This is a genomic window from Brenneria sp. g21c3 (genome assembly GCF_040240345.1).
Lineage (GTDB): Bacteria > Pseudomonadota > Gammaproteobacteria > Enterobacterales > Enterobacteriaceae > Brenneria.
In genome coordinates, this window is record NZ_JBEIAB010000011.1 from 66,657 (window position 1) to 84,363 (window position 17,707).

Genomic DNA, 17,707 nt, shown 5'->3' on the forward strand with positions numbered 1-17,707 from the left:
CTTGTGATGCAATATTGAATTTAGAACACTGAGAAACAGCCGCTATGGATAAATTTCGTGTGCAGGGGCCAACCCGGCTTACTGGTGAAGTCACCATTTCCGGAGCCAAGAACGCTGCTCTGCCCATCCTGTTTGCCGCCTTGCTCGCGGAAGAGCCGGTGGAGATCCAGAATGTACCAAAGCTGAGAGACATTGATACGACAATGAAACTGCTCAGCCAACTGGGCGCGCGTGTTGAACGTAATGGTTCGGTACATGTCGACGCCGGCAAGGTTAATGTATTCTGCGCGCCCTATGATTTGGTAAAAACCATGCGCGCATCCATTTGGGCGTTGGGACCGTTGGTGGCGCGTTTTGGTCAGGGGCAGGTGTCATTACCGGGCGGATGCGCCATCGGCGCGCGTCCGGTTGATTTGCATATCAACGGCCTTGAGCAGTTGGGCGCCGAGATTGTGCTGGAAGAAGGCTATGTCAAGGCCTCGGTGAACGGTCGTCTGCAAGGGGCGCACATCGTCATGGATAAGGTCAGCGTGGGCGCCACGGTGACGATTATGAGCGCGGCCACGCTGGCCGAAGGCACCACCGTGATTGAAAATGCGGCGCGCGAGCCGGAAATCGTCGATACGGCAAATTTCCTGAATACGCTGGGCGCCAAAATCAGCGGCGCGGGTTCGGATAAAATCATCATTGAAGGCGTCGCGCGTTTGGGCGGCGGCGTATACCGCGTTTTGCCCGACCGTATCGAAACCGGAACCTTTCTGGTCGCGGCGGCGATTTCCGGCGGTAAGGTGATCTGTCGCCATACTCGTCCCGACACCCTGGATGCGGTGCTGGCGAAACTGCGTGAAGCGGGGGCGGATATTGAAACCGGCGAGGACTGGATCAGCCTTGATATGCACGGTCAGCGTCCGAAAGGCGTGACGATCCGTACCGCGCCTCATCCCGGTTTCCCGACGGATATGCAGGCGCAGTTCAGCCTGCTGAATCTGGTTGCCGAAGGAACCGGCGTAATCACCGAGACGATTTTTGAAAACCGTTTTATGCATGTGCCGGAGCTGATCCGCATGGGCGCGCAGGCTGAAATCGAGAGCAACACGGTGATTTGCCACGGCGTGGAAAAACTGTCCGGCGCGCAGGTGATGGCGACGGATTTACGCGCCTCCGCGAGCCTGGTGCTGGCCGGCTGTATCGCCGACGGCGTGACGGTGGTCGATCGTATTTATCATATCGATCGCGGCTACGAGCGTATCGAAGATAAGTTACGCGCGTTGGGCGCCAATATCGAACGCGTCAAAGAAAGCGACTAGCCAATGAAAGCGGACCGGGCGGCTTATCGCTACCCGGTTTTTTTCTGATTATCTGTCTATCCACGCGGTAAACGCGGTTAATTGACCGGAAACTCCTGGATCGTCATATTCAACGTTATCGATTTCTTATCTCTCTCGATAGTCACCGGAATGACGGTACCCGGATGTAATTCCGCCACCTGATCCATGGTTTCAATAACCGAGCGGGTGGGTTTATTGTTGACGCTCAGCAGAATATCATTCACCTGGATACCCGCTTTATCCGCCGGGCCGCCCGGATCGATGGTTTTAACCAGGATGCCGGCAAACCGGCCCTGACCGATGCCTTTCCTGTCGATATTTTCCATTTGTATACCATTGACGCCCATATAACCGCGGATGACGCGGCCATCGCGGATAAGTTTGCCCATGACCTTGGTCGCCAGGGCGACGGGAATGGCGAAGCTGATCCCTTCCGGCGTTTCTCCGTCGCTGCTTTTATCAAAAGATAAGGTGTTGATGCCGACCAGTTCGCCCAGCGTATTAACCAGGGCGCCGCCAGAGTTGCCGCGGTTGATCGATGCATCGGTTTGCAGCAGGTTTTGCCGACCATTCTGGCGGTTATCCTCGCCGGCGCCGCTAAGCCCGACGCGGCCGGTGGCGCTGATAATGCCCTGCGTAATGGTTTGTCCCAGATTGTAGGGGTTGCCGATAGCCATCACCACATCCCCGATATGCGCCGTGCGGTCTGGATTAATCGGAATGACGGGCAGATTGACGCCGTCAATTTGCAGTACGGCGAGATCGGTCAGGCTGTCTGACCCCACCACCATCGCCTCAAAGAGTCGGCCGTCCTGAAGTGCGACCAGAATTTGTTGCGCGTTATTAATTACGTGCTTGTTGGTCAGAATGTAACCTTTTTCACTCATGATCACGCCGGAGCCAAGCGTCTGGACATTGAGTTCTTTTGACTGTTCCGGATTGGGGACGCGGTTATAAACATTGACCACGGCGGGCGCCGCCCGGCGCACGCCCTGATAATAGCTTAACGGCGCGCTCTCGGCGGCGTTGTCGTTATTATCGTTACTGGACTTAAACAAAGCCGAACCTGTTCGCAGTACCGGAAGCGCGAACAGCAGAAGGCCGGCGACGATCACTCCAATCAGTATGGAACGGGATAATTTAACAAGCATGGGCATGTTTTTACGATAAAAGGAATATGACGTGAGAATATCATGAGATGATTGGATGCCGCATGATGCAGTACCCGATTTTTTACTCCGGCGTCGGGCCGTTTAATCAACGCGCCCGACGCCGGTTGGGTTAAAAAGAGCTTTTGGGGTTAACGCAATAACAGATAAATCGTATCGTCGCCGCGCACGATGTTGAGCGCCAGCACGGAGGGTTTCGCTTCCAGAATCTTGCGTAATTGCGTGATGTTTTCTACGCGTTCACGGTTAACGCCGACGATGATATCGCCTTTCTGCAAGCCCAACTGAGCGGCCGGCGAATCTTTGACGACGTTATCGATCTGGATACCTTTGCCGCCATCTTTCAACTGACCGTTAGTCAACGATGCGCCCTGTAAAGCCGGGTACAGCGTTTCCGCACTGGTCGTGGTCGTGCTGCTGTTATCCAATACCACGCTGACTTCCAACGGCTTCCCATCGCGCAGCAAACCCACTTTTACGGTTTTACCGGGCGCGGTGGTGCCGATTTTGGCGCGCAATTCAGCAAAGCTGCCGATCGGTTTGCCATCCAGCGAGGTCAGAACATCGCCTGCCTTGATACCGGCTTTGGCGGCGGCGGACTGTGGCAGCACTTCACTGACAAAGGCGCCGCGCTGGACGTCAACCTTAAAGGCTTTCGCCATTTCGGACGTCATTTCGCTGCCGCGGATACCCAGTACGCCGCGCCTGACTTCACCAAACTCCACTAACTGCTGAGCCAGGTTTTGCGCCATATTGCTGGGGATGGCAAAGCCGATGCCGATATTCCCGCCGCCGGGCGCCAGAATGGCGGTGTTAATACCGATCAGTTCACCGTTCAGGTTAACTAATGCGCCGCCGGAGTTACCCCGGTTGATTGAGGCGTCCGTCTGGATAAAGTTTTCCAGCCCTTCCAAGTTTAGCCCGCTACGGCCAAGCGCCGAGATAATACCGGATGTCGCCGTTTGTCCAAGCCCGAAGGGGTTGCCCACGGCAACGGCGAAATCGCCGACGCGCAGACGATCGGAGTCCGCCATTTTAACTTCGACGAGGTTTTTGGCATCGACTAGCTGAATCAAGGCGATGTCGCTCTGCTCGTCGCGGCCGATCAGTTTTGCTTCGTATTCACGTCCGTCATTCAGCTGCACGCGGATCTTGTCGGCATTGTTAATGACGTGGTTGTTTGTCAGAACGTAGCCTTTCGCCGCATTGATAATGACGCCGGAGCCCAACCCGGCGAAGGGACGGGCGCTTTGCTTGTCTTGCGGGATGTTGGGACCAAAGAAGAATTTGAACTCTTCCGGTATGCGTTGGTTCTGCGTTCTGGTGCCTTCGATATGCACGCTGACCACGGCGGGTAACACTTTTTCCAGCATGGGGGCCAGACTGGGAAGCTGCTGCTGCCCTGGAACGACCGCAGGCAGCGCGGCGTGCGCCATCGGGAGCGATAACAGACTTAAGCTTATGCTCATTGCCAATGCATTAAATAATAAAGATTTTTTCTTCATTGCTGATCAACTCTCTCACAACCTGCGGATGAATAAAATGATGATATATAAACTTAAACCTATGGTGAAGAGTCAGACGGGCAATCAATGTGTAAAGTTCACTGATGTTTCGTCAGTAGATTGTAACTATAGACGAGGCGATGGATTTTTATGGCTGGCGACGTGAGGCCGGACATGCCTCACGCAGTAAATCACAGGCGGGTTTACTTGCGGACCGGCGGTTCGCCGCGCAGCAAACCGGATGCGCCATCGGAGTAATCACGCGGCGGCATATCCACCGGCGCCTGATCGTTATCCGCTTCCGCCTCGGTTAAGCGATATTTAAAGGGATTATCCTGACCGGGAACGTCCGGCAATAAGTTGTTGGAGCTTTTGGCCATATGCTGGTAAAGCTGACGGTAATCATGCGCCATGTTGTCCAACAGCTCCGCGCTGCGGGCGAAATGCCCGACCAGTTCCTGACGATACTCTTCCAGCTCCGCTTTGTTTTTTTCCAGTTCATGTTGCAATGCCTGCTGTTGCCGCATCTTCCGATTGCCAAAACGCATGGCGACAGCGCCAATGATAATACCGGCAATTAAACCAATCAGCGCATACTCCCAGGTCATAATCACTCCTATTTTGACTTCATTGTTCCGTAGGGTTTTTCACTTACATAATAGTCACTATAACCGCTAACCTTGTCTGAGTGGAATCCTGAAGCGTGATGAGTGAGAGGAATGTTGACTCATCTCTGGCATCAAGGTAGTTAACTGCTACGATTACGGCTCAAATCGACGGCAACGCGCGACAAAACGCCATTAAATTTTTTCTCAGGGATAGCGACATTATGCAGCAAACGACACCGTTAGCGCTTTATCAGCAGGCTCTGTCAGCCGGAGAGTATCAACCCGACGACGTACAGCATCAGACGATGGTGCAGTTGGACAAGGTCTATCGGGAGTTGTGCGCGCGTTCTGCCGGCGATACCGCCGGACGCCAGGGAAAATGGCGCGCGTGGCTGGGCATGGGCGAAAAGCGCGCCCCGGTTCCTGTGCAGGGCTTATACCTGTGGGGGGGCGTAGGACGCGGCAAAACCTGGCTGATGGATCTGTTTTTTCACAGTTTGCCGACCGAGCGGAAATTACGCCTGCACTTCCACCGTTTTATGCTGCGGGTACATGAAGAACTGAACGGGCTTCAGGGGCAGGAAAATCCGTTGGAAAAAGTGGCCGATGGATTTAAAGCCGAAACGGACGTGCTGTGTTTTGACGAGTTTTTCGTTTCCGATATTACGGACGCCATGCTGCTGGCCGAGTTGTTGCGAGCCTTATTTAGCCGCGGCATCACGCTGGTGGCGACCTCTAATATTCCGCCGGACGATTTGTATCGTAACGGTTTGCAACGGGCGCGCTTTTTACCGGCGATCGCGTTGATTAAACAATATTGCGATGTGCGCAATGTCGATGGCGGCATTGATTACCGGTTGCGCACGCTGACGCAGGCGCATCTTTACCTGACGCCGCTGGACGAGAAAACCGAATCCGCAATGCGGCAGATGTTCACCCGCCTGTCGGGGCAGCAATGGGCGACGCCGGGGCCGACTCTTGAAATAAACCATCATCCGTTGCCAACCCTTGGCGCGAGCGAGGGCGTGCTGGCCGTCGATTTCGCCGCGTTGTGCGCGCAGGCGCGCAGCCAGAATGACTATATTGCGCTTTCCCGCCTTTACCACAGCGTATTGCTGCACAACGTGACGATCATGGGCGGCGCCGAGGAGAACACCGCGCGCCGCTTTTTGGCGCTGGTCGATGAGTTTTATGAACGGCGGATAAAACTGATTATTTCAGCACAGGTTTCCATGTATGAAATTTACCAGGGCGAGCATTTGAAGTTCGAATACCAGCGTTGTTTATCGCGCTTACAGGAGATGCAGAGCGAGGAATATTTGCGCCAGCCGCATTTAGCCTAAGCGGGCGCGGCTTCCTGGTGGAAATTAAGAAGAAAAAAGGTCGATTTTTGATAGCGACTTCTCTATAATCTTGCGACCCCACGTTACAACGAAGTTTTTTTCCCAAAAACTTTATAGTGCCGGCAATGGCTATTCGAAGGGGTAGGTTTGCTGGACTTGATGGTCGTGTGAGCCTCAACTGTTTTTGAGCGTTTGGGTGTTCACCAACGTGTAACTAATTATTGGGTAAGCTTTTAATGAAAACTTTTACAGCTAAACCAGAAACCGTAAAACGCGACTGGTACGTTGTTGACGCGAGCGGTAAGACCTTAGGTCGCCTCGCAACTGAACTGGCTAGTCGCCTGCGCGGCAAGCATAAAGCGGAATATACTCCGCACGTTGATACCGGTGATTACATCATCGTTCTGAACGCAGACAAAGTTGCCGTAACCGGTAACAAGCGCGCAGACAAAATGTATTACCACCACACCGGCCACATCGGTGGTATCAAACAAGCGACCTTTGAAGAGATGATTGCCCGCCGTCCTGAGCGTGTGATTGAAATCGCGGTTAAAGGCATGCTGCCGAAGGGCCCGCTGGGTCGTGCAATGTTCCGTAAACTGAAAGTTTACGCGGGTACTGAGCACAATCACGCGGCACAGCAACCGCAAGTTCTGGACATTTAATCGGGATTATAGGCAATGGCTGAAAATCAATACTACGGCACTGGTCGCCGCAAAAGCTCCGCCGCTCGCGTATTTATCAAACCGGGCAGTGGTAACATCGTTATCAACCAGCGTAGTCTGGAACAGTACTTTGGTCGTGAAACTGCCCGCATGGTAGTTCGTCAACCGCTGGAACTGGTAGACATGGTTGAAAAACTGGATCTGTACATCACCGTTAAAGGTGGTGGTATCTCTGGTCAGGCTGGTGCGATCCGTCACGGTATCACCCGCGCTCTGATGGAGTATGATGAGTCCCTGCGTGGCGAACTGCGTAAAGCTGGTTTCGTTACCCGTGATGCTCGTCAGGTTGAACGTAAGAAAGTCGGCCTGCGTAAAGCACGTCGTCGTCCTCAGTTCTCCAAGCGTTAATTTCTTGCTGCAACTGCTGCGAAATCAATGCGAAAAACCCGGTGCTTGTCGCCGGGTTTTTTTATGCCGGTCTCTCCCTGAGCGCCATCTTGCGGATCGCAACCGGCGATGTTGAAAATTTATGGCGGCATGTTGCCTCTACCCTTCGGCCGAGGCGGAAATTGTCTGGCCGCAAAGATTATCTTCATCGAAAAAAAATAGTCTTTATTTTCTGTGTGTTAATGATGAAGTTACGCTACCAGCCCCACAGAACGAACAAAATCTGATAAACTGTTCGCCGATTTTATGCCTGTTTGCCAGCAAGTGGTTTTTTTCTAAAACGACTAATTTTGCCAAGTGGTTTTTTATCCCGAATGACAAAATGTAAGAGATGGGTTTGCAGGATAATAGCAGATCGGCTATTCGCCGTATTTTTCGATAAACTTGGAGGTTTTCATGGCTGTCGCTGCCAACAAACGTTCGGTAATGACGCTGTTTTCTGGTCCGTCCGACATTTTTAGCCATCAGGTCCGCATTGTCCTGGCGGAGAAAGGTGTGAGTGTCGAGATTGAGCAGGTAGACATGGATAATCTGCCGCAGGATCTTATTGACCTCAATCCTTATGGTTCAGTTCCGACCCTCGTCGACCGCGAACTGACGCTCTATGAATCACGCATTATCATGGAGTATCTGGATGAACGTTTCCCTCATCCGCCGCTGATGCCGGTTTACCCGGTTGCGCGCGGCAACAGTCGTCTGATGATGCACCGTATTGAGAATGACTGGTACTCTTTGCTGAGGAAAATCATGCGTGGCAGCGCACAGGAAGCCGACGCCGCTCGCAAACAACTGCGAGAAGAACTGCTGGCGATTGCGCCGGTGTTCAACGAAGCGCCTTACTTCATGAGCGAAGAGTTCAGCCTGGTAGACTGTTATCTGGCTCCCCTGTTATGGCGTTTGCCGCAATTAGGGATTGAGTTAAGCGGTTCCGGCGCGAAAGAACTGAAAGGTTACATGACACGCGTATTCGAGCGTGATGCGTTCCTGGCTTCCCTGACGGAAGCTGAGCGTGAAATGCGTTTGCAAACCAGAGGTTAAACGACATGGCGTTGTCTCAACTGTCTCCGCGTCGTCCGTATTTATTGCGGGCTTTCTATGATTGGTTACTCGATAACCAGTTGACGCCTCACCTGGTGGTCGACGTGACTCTGCCGGGGGTTATGGTTCCGATGGAGTTTGCTCGTGACGGGCAGATAGTGCTGAATATCGCCCCCCGAGCCGTCGGCGGTCTTGAGTTAGCAGATGACAGCGTTCGTTTTAACGCCCGCTTTGGCGGCGTGCCGCGTCAGGTTTACGTACCGATGGCGGCAGTGCTGGCCATTTACGCTCGTGAAAATGGCGCAGGCACGATGTTTGAGCCAGAACCCGCGTATGAGTCGGCGGGAGAGTTTGACAATTTCCAGGATGAAACTGCCACATCCGGCACGGTGATGTCGATCGTCGATAATAATCCGCCAGTCGTGACGGATGAAGACGGTAATCCTGATGATGAACCTCCCGAGCCTCCCAAGGGGGGAAGACCCTCGTTGCGGGTCGTTAAATAGTTCATTCAAACAAGGGCACAGCGATTGTGCCCTTTCTACATCCTGAGTTGACGATCTACATTGTCAGATTATCATTGTTACCCTGATCTCTATATTCTGTAACGGAGGATATGATGAATAGGGGAACCTGCTTATGCGGCGGCGTGACGATTACGACCACGAAAGCGATTAAAGGGGTAACGGCCTGCCATTGCGGTATGTGCGAGAAGTGGAGCGGCGGGCCTTTTATGTCGGTGGATTGTCAGAATGATATATCGATAGCAGGTGAAGACAATATCACGTCATATCGCTCTTCAGAATGGGCTGAGCGGGCGTTTTGTAAGGTATGCGGCTCGCATCTGTTTTTTAGACTACTCTCGCCAGAGAACTATTTCGTGCCGGTTTCACTGTTTGACGACAATACCGAGAAAAAACTTGTCGCTCAGATCTATATCGACAAAAAACCCAACTATTATTCGTTTGCGGAGAAAACTCTGGAAATGACGGAGCAGGAGGTTGTGGATTTATACAACACCTGACGCTTCAGATAAGGCGCGGCGGGGAACAACCGGGCCTGCGGCCCGGCTACGCATCGATATGCGAGTCAGCGATTAGCTGAACACCATACCGCCATCGATCAGTAAGGATTGTCCCGTCATATAGTCAGAGTCAGGGCCGGCGAGATAAGACACGCAGGCGGCCACATCTTCCGGTTCGGAAAGACGGCCCAGCGCGATTTGCTTGGCAAATTCGCTAGTCGCATAACCTGCGGGCTTGCCCGCTTCTTCTGAAACGATGCGATCTCGTTCCCGCCACATCGGCGTATTCACTACCCCAGGGCAATAACCGTTTACGGTAATGCCATATTTCGCCACCTCGCGCGCGACGCTTTGCGTCAGGCCGCGAACGGCGAATTTACTCGCGCTGTAGACCGCCAGGTCAGGGTTGCCCAGATGGCCGGCCTGTGAACAGGCATTAACGATTTTTCCGCCGTGTTTGAGGGATTTAAAGGCTTCAATCGCGGCCTGCATCCCCCAGATAACGCCGTTGACGTTGATTTTATTAACGCGCTCAATGATTTCCGGCGGCGTCACTTCAAACTGCATATTGGGGGCGATACCGGCATTGTTGACGATGACATTGAAGTCGCCGAGCTGTTTCTTCGTTTCTTCTACTGCGGCAAAAACCGCATCGCGATCGGAAACATCAGCCTGAACAGCGATCGCTTTTCCGCCGGCTTGATTGATCTCTTCAGCCACTTTCTTCGCGGTATCGGCATTGTAATCCACGACGGAAACGGCAAAACCGTCTTTTGCCAGTCTCAGGGCGATAGCCTGACCAATCCCTTGTCCTGCGCCGGTTACCAGCGCTACTTTAGCTGTCATGTGATCTCCTTAAGATAAACTAAACTTATAGTTAATATCGATATAAAGCCATATAGCCATACTGGCTACTATGATAGCAGATGACAACTAGTTGATTATGATGATTAATGGCTATTAAGTGAGATAATGTAGCAGGATGTTACCTGAGCCGGAGAATCGGCTCAGGTAAGGGGAGGTTATACTTCCAGGTAGTTCATGATACCGTCGGCGGCTTTACGTCCTTCGGCAATGGCGGTCACCACCAGATCGGAACCCCGTACGGCATCGCCGCCGGCAAAGATTTTGGGATTACTGGTCTGGAAGGCGTTTTCAATGCTTTCCGGCGCGATAATGCGACCTTGCCCGTCCAGCTCCACGCCGTATTCCGCCAGCCAATCCATCTTATGCGGACGGAAACCGAATGCCATGACGATAGCGTCCGCTTCCAGCACATGCTCTGAACCTTCAACGATTTCAGGACGCCGGCGGCCGTTGACATCGGGCGCGCCCAGCGCGGTGCGCGCCATCCTGACGCCGCAAACCTGACCGGCGCCGTTGATTTCAATGCTCAATGGTTGCAGGTTGAATTTGAATTCCACCCCTTCCTCACGCGCGTTTTTCACTTCGCGTTTGGAGCCCGGCATGTTCGCTTCATCACGACGATAGGCGCAGGTAACGTGCGTCGCGCCCTGACGAATTGACGTCCGTACGCAGTCCATCGCGGTGTCGCCGCCGCCCAACACCACCACACGCTTGCCCTGCATGGAGATATAGGGTTCTTCAACCGATGCCTCAAAGCCCATCAATTGCTTGGTGTTGGCGATCAGGAAGGGCAGCGCGTCATAAACGCCGGACGCGTCTTCGTTTTCCAACCCGCCGCGCATGGATTGATACGTCCCCACGCCGAGGAATACGGAATCATATTCATCCAGCAGCTCTTTCATCTGCACATCTTTACCGACTTCGGTGTTCAGACGGAATTCAATGCCCATGCCGCTGAAAATCTCACGGCGCTTGACCATGACTTCTTTACCCAGCTTGAATGCCGGAATACCGAAGGTCAGCAGACCGCCGATCTCAGGATGACGATCGAACACCACCGCCTGTACGCCGTTGCGCGCCAATACGTCGGCGCAGGCCAGTCCCGCCGGGCCGGCGCCGATAATCGCCACGCGTTTGCCGGTCGGCTGCACGTTGGAAACATCGGGCTTCCAGCCCATCTCCAATGCCTTGTCGTTGATATAGCGCTCAATGTTGCCGATGGTGACGGCGCCGAATTCGTCATTCAGCGTACAGGAGCCTTCGCACAGGCGATCCTGCGGACACACCCGGCCGCAGACTTCCGGCAGGCTGTTGGTCTGGTGCGATAGCTCGGCCGCTTCGATAATCCGGCCTTCATTGGCCAGCTTCAGCCAGTTGGGAATATAGTTATGGACCGGGCATTTCCACTCGCAATAGGGGTTGCCGCATGACAGGCAGCGGTCCGCCTGCGCCTTGGACTGACTTTCCGAGAACGGCTCGTAAATTTCAACAAATTCAATTTTACGAATTTTCAGCGGTTTTTTGGGCGGATCAACGCGCTGTAGGTCGATAAATTGATACACATTCTGACTCATGATGACCTCTTACTGCGCCAAAACCCGCAGCTCGGCTGCGGAACGACTACGGTGACCCAACAATGCCTTCACATCACTTGACTTCGGTTTCACCAGAGCAAATTTCGATGCCCATGCCGGCCAGTTAGCGAGGATCTCTTCTGCGCGTTGCGAACTGGTATGCTGCACATGCTCGGTAATCAGTCCGCGCAAATGTTCTTCATGAATAGCCAGCTGTTCTACATCCAGCACTTCCACCAGTTCAGGGTTGACACGCTTACGGAATTCGCCGTCTTCGTCCAGCACGTAGGCGAAACCGCCGGTCATGCCCGCGCCAAAGTTGACGCCGGTGCGGCCCAGTACACACACGATACCGCCTGTCATGTACTCACAGCCGTTATCGCCGATACCTTCCACCACGGTGATGGCGCCGGAGTTACGTACGGCAAAACGTTCGCCCGCCCGGCCGGCGGCGAAGAGCTTGCCGCCGGTGGCGCCGTACAGGCAGGTGTTGCCGATAATGCTGGCTTCATGGCTGCGGAATGCCGAACCGACCGGCGGACGAATGGCGATACAGCCGCCCGCCATGCCTTTACCGACGTAGTCATTGGCATCGCCGGTCAGCGTCAGTTCAACGCCGCCCGCATTCCAGACGCCGAAGCTCTGTCCGGCGGTGCCGGAGAAGTAGACTTTAATCGGATCGCTTGCCAGCCCCTGGTCGCCGTGCCGTGCGGCGATTTCGCCGGACAAGGTCGCGCCGACCGAACGGTCGGTGTTGCGGATATCAAAGTAGAGCGCTTTGCTCTGTTTGGCTTCCACATGAGGCAGCGCCTGCGTCAGCAGCTCTTTGTTCAGCAGCCCCTTATCGAAGGGCGGATTGCTCTCGGTGCAGTACAGCGCTTTACCGGGCTGAGGCTGCGCGGTGTGCAGCAGCGGCGAGAGATCCAGTTTGTTCTGTTTGGCGGTGAAACCATCCAGTTCGACCAGTAGGTCGGTGCGGCCGATCAAATCCACCAGACGGCTTACGCCCAGTTCCGCCATCAGCGTACGGGTTTCGTGCGCGATAAAGCGGAAGTAGTTGGCGACCAGTTCCGGCAAACCGTGGTAGTGCTCGCGACGCAGCTTTTCGTCCTGGGTGGCGACGCCGGTCGCACAGTTGTTCAGGTGGCAGATGCGCAGGTATTTACAGCCGAGCGCGACCATCGGGCCGGTACCGAAGCCGAAACTTTCCGCGCCCAGTATCGCCGCCTTGATGATGTCCAGCCCGGTTTTCAGACCGCCATCCACCTGTAGACGGATTTTGTGGCGCAAACCGTTGGCGACCAGCGCCTGCTGCGTTTCCACCAGCCCCAATTCCCACGGGCAGCCGGCATACTTCACCGACGTTAGCGGACTGGCGCCGGTACCGCCGTCGTAACCGGCGATAGTAATCAGGTCGGCATAGGCTTTCGCCACGCCGGTGGCGATGGTGCCGACACCGGGTTCGGAAACCAGTTTTACCGAAATCATGGCTTTCGGATTGATCTGTTTCAGATCGAAAATCAACTGCGCCAGGTCTTCGATTGAATAAATATCATGGTGCGGCGGCGGTGAAATCAAGGTTACGCCCGGCACCGAGTAACGCAGTCTGGCAATGTACGGCGTGACCTTATCGCCAGGCAACTGTCCGCCTTCGCCGGGCTTGGCGCCTTGCGCCACTTTAATCTGAATGACGTCGGCGTTGACCAGATAGGCGGGGGTGACGCCAAAGCGGCCGGACGCGACCTGTTTGATACGGGAAACCTTGTTGGTGCGGTAACGCGCCGGATCTTCCCCGCCTTCCCCGGAGTTGGAGAAACCGCCCAGGCCGTTCATCGCTTCCGCCAGCGACTCATGCGCTTCCGGGCTGAGAGCGCCGATTGACATCGCCGCGGTATCAAAGCGTTTGAACATTTCTGTCGCGGGTTCGACATCATCGATGGAAATCGCGGCGCCTTCCTGTGGTTTCAACGCCAGCAGATCGCGCAGGGTGGCGGCCGGACGCTGATTAACCAGCTTGGCATAGTGTTCGTAATCGCCGTACTCGCCGCTCTTCACCGCGGCTTGCAAGGTGGTGACCACATCGGGGTTGTAGGCGTGGTACTCGCCGCCGTGTACGAATTTCAGCAGTCCGCCCTGATCCAGCGTTTTGCGCTTCAGCCAGGCGCGCTTGGACAGGTTCAGCAAATCCTGCTCGAAATCGCTGAAGTTGGCCCCGCCGATACGGCTGACCACCCCCTGGAAGCACTGGGTCGAGACATCCTGATGCAGGCCGACGGCTTCGAACAACCGGGAGCAACGGTAGGATGCGACGGTGGAGATGCCCATCTTGGACATGATCTTGTACAGCCCTTTGTTGATGCCGTTACGGTAGTTCAGCATCACCGCGCGATGCGGTTTTTCAATGGTGCGGTTATCCACCAGACGCGCCAGCGTTTCGTAGGCGAGATAAGGATAAATCGCCGTGGCGCCGAAGCCCAGCAGCACCGCGAAATGGTGCGGATCGCGCGCGCTGGCGGTTTCGACAATGAGGTTGGCGTCGCAGCGCAGGCTCTTCTCGACCAAACGGCGTTGAATGGCGCCGACGGCCATCGGCGCCGGCACCGGCAGGCGTTTTTCGCTAATGCCGCGGTCGGAAAGCACCAGCAGCACCGCGCCGTCGCGCACCTTATGTTCGGCGGCGTCGCACAGCGTATCAATGGTCTGTTGCAACGTTTGTTTTTCAGGCTCGAACGTCAGATCCAGCACATCCGCGCGATAGTGCTGTTGATCCTGAGAGATCAACTGCTTGAAATCGGAGTAGAGCAGGATCGGCGACTTAAAGCTCAGACGGTGCGCCTGACCTTCCGCTTCGCAGAAGACGTTCATTTCACGGCCGATACAGGTCGCCAGCGACATCACGTGCGCTTCGCGCAGCGGATCGATCGGCGGGTTGGTCACCTGGGCGAACTGCTGGCGGAAATAGTCATAAATAATGCGCGGACGGCTGGAAAGCACGGCAAACGGCGTGTCATCGCCCATGGAGCCGGTGGCTTCCTGGCCGTTTTCGCCCAGCACGCGCAGGATTTGATCCAGCTCTTCGGCGCTGTAGCCAAACTGCTTCTGATAGGTTTCCAGCAGAGTATCGTCGAATTCGCGGCTGCCGACCTGATCGTCCGGCAGATCTTCAAACGGCACCAGGCGCTGGACGTTTTTCTCCATCCACTCTTTATACGGGTGACGGCTTTTGAGATCGTCATCGGTTTCGGCCGAGTGCAGAATGCGCCCATGGCGGGTGTCGATAACCATCAATTCACCCGGCCCGACGCGGCCTTTTTCCACCACTTCATCCGGTTGATAATCCCAGATGCCCACTTCGGAGGCGCAGGTGATTAGCTTATCTTTGGTGATGACGTAGCGCGCCGGGCGCAGACCGTTACGGTCCAGGTTACAGGCGGCGTAGCGCCCGTCGGACATCACGATGCCGGCAGGGCCGTCCCACGGCTCCATATGCATGGAGTTGAAGTCAAAGAAGGCGCGCAGTTCCGGATCCATATCCGGGTTGTTCTGCCAGGCCGGCGGCACCAGCAGACGCATGGCGCGGATAATATCCATCCCGCCGCTGAGGAACAGTTCCAGCATGTTATCCAGCGAACTGGAGTCAGAGCCGGTTTCGTTGACGAACGGGGAGGCATCTTGCAGGTCGGGGATCAACGGGGTTTTGAATTTATAAGCACGGGCGCGCGCCCATTGGCGGTTGCCGGCAATGGTGTTGATCTCGCCGTTGTGCGCCAGATAGCGGAACGGCTGCGCCAGCGGCCAGCGCGGCACGGTGTTGGTCGAGAAACGCTGATGGAACAGACAGATGGCGGATTCCAGACGCAGGTCGGCCAGGTCGAGATAGAAGCGCGGCAGATCCGCCGGCATGCACAGGCCTTTATAGATCGTCACCAGATTGGAGAAGCTGCAAACGTAGAACTCTTTGTCCTGAATCCGTTTTTCGATGCGGCGACGCGCCATGAACAGACGGCGTTCCATATCGCTTTGCAGCCAGCCGGCCGGCGCGTTGACGAAGATTTGTTCTATACGCGGCAGTGAGGAAAGCGCGATTTCACCCAATACGTCAGGATTGGTCGGCACTTCACGCCAGCCAAGGACGGAAAGCGTTTCGTTTTGCAGCTCTTCTTCGACAATTCGGCGGGCGGCCTGGGCCAGCTCTTCATCCTGATTGAGAAACATCATGCCGACGGCGTAATTTTTGGCTAAGCGCCAGCCACGCTCTTCCGCCACCATCCGGAAGAAACGATCGGGTTTTTGCAGCAATAAGCCGCAGCCGTCGCCGGTCTTGCCGTCAGCAAGGATCGCGCCACGGTGCTGCATGCGGGCAAGTGCGTGAATCGCGGTACGCACTACCTTGTGGCTCGGCTCGCCTTCTATATGGGCGATTAAGCCAAAGCCACAGTTGTCTCTCTCTTGAGATGCATCGTACAACATAATAGTGAACCTCCCCGGGCTCTGTATGACTCTCGTAACCTACCGCAAGAAGGCGCTGTGGCGTCGAGCTGCGTATGCCTGCCGCTCTCTTTCTTTGGCCTCTCGTGACGGTCTCACAAGTGATGAATGACTTGTTTTAGAGGGAGTCTTCATTTACTGCATAAATATGACGAGTCGATGACTCATCGGGAAAGCTTCCAGCGGATCCCCAAATTAGCGAGAAAGCCTGTTCAGGTCAAATACCCGTGCAAAATAGGTTATTAAGGAATAATTTTTAGTTATATCTATGAAAGCTAATGATTTTTTTAGTTAAAATCTGCCGGCGGGGGATTGTCGGATTTGCCAGGACTGTGAGCTGTATCACTATACATATATCATAATATCTCCCCGACATGCTGCAATATTTCTGCTTTTTGGAATCTTATACTGCTTTGATTAAGTATTATAACTTATGCCACTGTTTTTCATTTTCGCGTCATCTTCTAATGAATCCCGGTGGGAAGATTAGAAAAATTAATCAAGGAAAATATGCGTTTATTTGCATTAAAACCGAATAATAATTCACTTTGTTCTAAGAAAGGGGATTGATCGGCGTCATCGCGACAAAGGAGGCGAAGGAGTAGGCTGCTCTTCCTAAAGAGGGCTAATCAGAATATGCAATTACAAAAATTAATCAACATGTTTGGTGGAAATCTTCAACGTCGCTATGGACAGAAGATCCACAAACTCACGCTGCATGGCGGTTTTAGCTGCCCGAACCGGGACGGCACGCTGGGACGGGGAGGCTGTACGTTTTGTAATGTCGCGTCGTTCGCCGATGAACAGATGCAGCAGAGCAGTATTGCGCAGCAGCTGGCCGCCCAGGCCGGGAAAGTAAACCGGGCGAGCCGCTATCTGGCCTATTTCCAGGCCTATACCAATACCTACGCCGAAGTGAATGTCTTGCAAAGCATGTATCAGGCGGCGCTGGATCAGGCGGATATGGTGGGGCTGTGCGTCGGCACCCGGCCTGACTGCGTGCCGGACGCCGTACTGGATTTATTGTCCGGCTATCATGAACGCGGGTATGAGGTCTGGCTGGAGCTGGGGTTACAGAGCGCCAGCGACAAAACGCTGCGCCGGATAAACCGCGGTCATGATTTTGCCTGTTACCAACAGACGGTTCGGCGCGCCCGCGAGCGTGGTCTGAAGGTTTGCTGTCATCTTATCGTCGGTTTGCCGGGAGAGGATGCGCAGTGCTGTTTCTCCACGCTCGATCGGGTGGTTGAAACCGGCGTGGAGGGCATCAAGCTTCATCCGCTGCACATTGTCGACGGCAGCATTATGGCGAAAGCCTGGCGTGCGGGCCGCTTGTCCGCGCTGTCGTTGCAAGAGTATGTGTCGACCGCCGGCGAGATGATCCGCCGTACGCCGCCGGAAATTATCTATCACCGCATTTCCGCCAGCGCCAGACGCCCGACCCTGCTGGCGCCGCTCTGGTGCGAAAATCGCTGGACCGGCATGGTGGAGCTGGACCGTTATCTACAGCAGTTCGGCGTTCAGGGTTCGGCGCTGGGTACGCCTTATCAGTACCAACCCATTTAGCGCCGTCGGGCGCGCAGGATAAAACGCAAATTCACCCGGCGGCGGGCAAACTATATGTGGCGCCGCTACCGCATGCGTCGCCATT

At 54.7% G+C, this 17,707-nt stretch carries 14 protein-coding genes; 8 read left to right on the forward strand and 6 right to left on the reverse strand.

Annotation, left to right across the window (positions count from 1 at the left end; genetic code table 11):
* The first annotated feature begins 44 nt into the window (after positions 1-44).
* Positions 45-1,307, forward strand: coding sequence for a UDP-N-acetylglucosamine 1-carboxyvinyltransferase (gene murA / locus ABRZ28_RS16175; protein WP_319605175.1), 1,263 nt, complete (start codon positions 45-47; stop codon positions 1,305-1,307).
* A gap of 77 nt (positions 1,308-1,384) precedes the next feature.
* Here the strand turns inward: murA and degS are convergent, their stop codons facing one another.
* From degS to zapG, 3 genes are all read right to left on the reverse strand, one after another.
* Positions 1,385-2,479, reverse strand: a complete 1,095-nt coding sequence (degS, locus tag ABRZ28_RS16180; protein WP_319605176.1) for an outer membrane-stress sensor serine endopeptidase DegS — start codon at positions 2,477-2,479, stop codon at positions 1,385-1,387.
* 149 nt (positions 2,480-2,628) lie between these two features.
* A complete protein-coding gene (degQ, locus tag ABRZ28_RS16185) occupies positions 2,629-4,002 on the reverse strand; it encodes a serine endoprotease DegQ (protein ID WP_319605177.1) in 1,374 nt (457 codons plus the stop codon).
* Positions 4,003-4,205: 203 nt separating this feature from the next.
* The gene (gene zapG, locus ABRZ28_RS16190; protein ID WP_319605178.1) at positions 4,206-4,610 is read right to left on the reverse strand and encodes a Z-ring associated protein ZapG; all 405 of its coding nucleotides are present in this window, start codon (positions 4,608-4,610) and stop codon (positions 4,206-4,208) included.
* 221 nt (positions 4,611-4,831) lie between these two features.
* Between zapG and zapE the strand changes: the two genes are divergently transcribed.
* The 6 genes from zapE to ABRZ28_RS16220 all read left to right on the forward strand — a co-directional run bounded on the left by zapE (position 4,832) and on the right by ABRZ28_RS16220 (position 9,127).
* Positions 4,832-5,953, forward strand: a complete 1,122-nt coding sequence (zapE, locus tag ABRZ28_RS16195; RefSeq protein ID WP_330520903.1) for a cell division protein ZapE — start codon at positions 4,832-4,834, stop codon at positions 5,951-5,953.
* 236 nt (positions 5,954-6,189) lie between these two features.
* Positions 6,190-6,618: a 50S ribosomal protein L13 gene (rplM, locus tag ABRZ28_RS16200; protein WP_319605180.1), complete on the forward strand. Its 429-nt coding sequence runs from the start codon at positions 6,190-6,192 to the stop codon at positions 6,616-6,618.
* Between the two features lie 15 nt (positions 6,619-6,633).
* On the forward strand, positions 6,634-7,026 hold the full coding sequence (gene rpsI, locus ABRZ28_RS16205; RefSeq protein WP_048636503.1) for a 30S ribosomal protein S9: 393 nt from the start codon (positions 6,634-6,636) through the stop codon (positions 7,024-7,026).
* A gap of 435 nt (positions 7,027-7,461) precedes the next feature.
* The gene (gene sspA, locus ABRZ28_RS16210; protein WP_319605181.1) at positions 7,462-8,103 is read left to right on the forward strand and encodes a stringent starvation protein SspA; all 642 of its coding nucleotides are present in this window, start codon (positions 7,462-7,464) and stop codon (positions 8,101-8,103) included.
* A 5-nt stretch (positions 8,104-8,108) separates the two neighbouring features.
* Complete coding sequence (sspB, locus tag ABRZ28_RS16215; RefSeq protein WP_319605182.1) at positions 8,109-8,609, forward strand: ClpXP protease specificity-enhancing factor; 501 nt, start codon at positions 8,109-8,111, stop codon at positions 8,607-8,609.
* A gap of 110 nt (positions 8,610-8,719) precedes the next feature.
* Positions 8,720-9,127, forward strand: coding sequence for a GFA family protein (locus ABRZ28_RS16220; RefSeq protein WP_330520904.1), 408 nt, complete (start codon positions 8,720-8,722; stop codon positions 9,125-9,127).
* A gap of 72 nt (positions 9,128-9,199) precedes the next feature.
* Here ABRZ28_RS16220 and ABRZ28_RS16225 read toward each other — a convergent pair whose 3' ends face one another.
* The 3 genes from ABRZ28_RS16225 to gltB all read right to left on the reverse strand — a co-directional run bounded on the left by ABRZ28_RS16225 (position 9,200) and on the right by gltB (position 16,038).
* Positions 9,200-9,973, reverse strand: coding sequence for a (S)-acetoin forming diacetyl reductase (locus ABRZ28_RS16225; RefSeq protein ID WP_319605184.1), 774 nt, complete (start codon positions 9,971-9,973; stop codon positions 9,200-9,202).
* A gap of 176 nt (positions 9,974-10,149) precedes the next feature.
* Positions 10,150-11,568: a glutamate synthase small subunit gene (locus ABRZ28_RS16230; RefSeq protein WP_319605185.1), complete on the reverse strand. Its 1,419-nt coding sequence runs from the start codon at positions 11,566-11,568 to the stop codon at positions 10,150-10,152.
* A gap of 9 nt (positions 11,569-11,577) precedes the next feature.
* Complete coding sequence (gene gltB / locus ABRZ28_RS16235; protein WP_319605186.1) at positions 11,578-16,038, reverse strand: glutamate synthase large subunit; 4,461 nt, start codon at positions 16,036-16,038, stop codon at positions 11,578-11,580.
* 654 nt (positions 16,039-16,692) lie between these two features.
* Between gltB and mnmL the strand changes: the two genes are divergently transcribed.
* On the forward strand, positions 16,693-17,622 hold the full coding sequence (gene mnmL, locus ABRZ28_RS16240; protein WP_330520905.1) for a tRNA modification radical SAM protein MnmL/YtqA: 930 nt from the start codon (positions 16,693-16,695) through the stop codon (positions 17,620-17,622).
* Positions 17,623-17,707 lie beyond the last annotated feature (85 nt).

What these genes read in the sequence shown, in the direction of transcription:
- sspA (WP_319605181.1), top strand. Translation starts at nt 7,462, where the DNA reads ATGGCTGTCGCTGCCAACAAACGTTCGGTAATGACGCTGTTTTCTGGT.
- mnmL (WP_330520905.1), top strand. Translation starts at nt 16,693, where the DNA reads ATGCAATTACAAAAATTAATCAACATGTTTGGTGGAAATCTTCAACGT.
- degS (WP_319605176.1), bottom strand. Translation starts at nt 2,479, where the DNA reads ATGCTTGTTAAATTATCCCGTTCCATACTGATTGGAGTGATCGTCGCC.
- ABRZ28_RS16230 (WP_319605185.1), bottom strand. Translation starts at nt 11,568, where the DNA reads ATGAGTCAGAATGTGTATCAATTTATCGACCTACAGCGCGTTGATCCG.
- ABRZ28_RS16220 (WP_330520904.1), top strand. Translation starts at nt 8,720, where the DNA reads ATGATGAATAGGGGAACCTGCTTATGCGGCGGCGTGACGATTACGACC.
- rpsI (WP_048636503.1), top strand. Translation starts at nt 6,634, where the DNA reads ATGGCTGAAAATCAATACTACGGCACTGGTCGCCGCAAAAGCTCCGCC.
- degQ (WP_319605177.1), bottom strand. Translation starts at nt 4,002, where the DNA reads ATGAAGAAAAAATCTTTATTATTTAATGCATTGGCAATGAGCATAAGC.
- ABRZ28_RS16225 (WP_319605184.1), bottom strand. Translation starts at nt 9,973, where the DNA reads ATGACAGCTAAAGTAGCGCTGGTAACCGGCGCAGGACAAGGGATTGGT.
- sspB (WP_319605182.1), top strand. Translation starts at nt 8,109, where the DNA reads ATGGCGTTGTCTCAACTGTCTCCGCGTCGTCCGTATTTATTGCGGGCT.
- murA (WP_319605175.1), top strand. Translation starts at nt 45, where the DNA reads ATGGATAAATTTCGTGTGCAGGGGCCAACCCGGCTTACTGGTGAAGTC.
- rplM (WP_319605180.1), top strand. Translation starts at nt 6,190, where the DNA reads ATGAAAACTTTTACAGCTAAACCAGAAACCGTAAAACGCGACTGGTAC.
- gltB (WP_319605186.1), bottom strand. Translation starts at nt 16,038, where the DNA reads ATGTTGTACGATGCATCTCAAGAGAGAGACAACTGTGGCTTTGGCTTA.
- zapE (WP_330520903.1), top strand. Translation starts at nt 4,832, where the DNA reads ATGCAGCAAACGACACCGTTAGCGCTTTATCAGCAGGCTCTGTCAGCC.
- zapG (WP_319605178.1), bottom strand. Translation starts at nt 4,610, where the DNA reads ATGACCTGGGAGTATGCGCTGATTGGTTTAATTGCCGGTATTATCATT.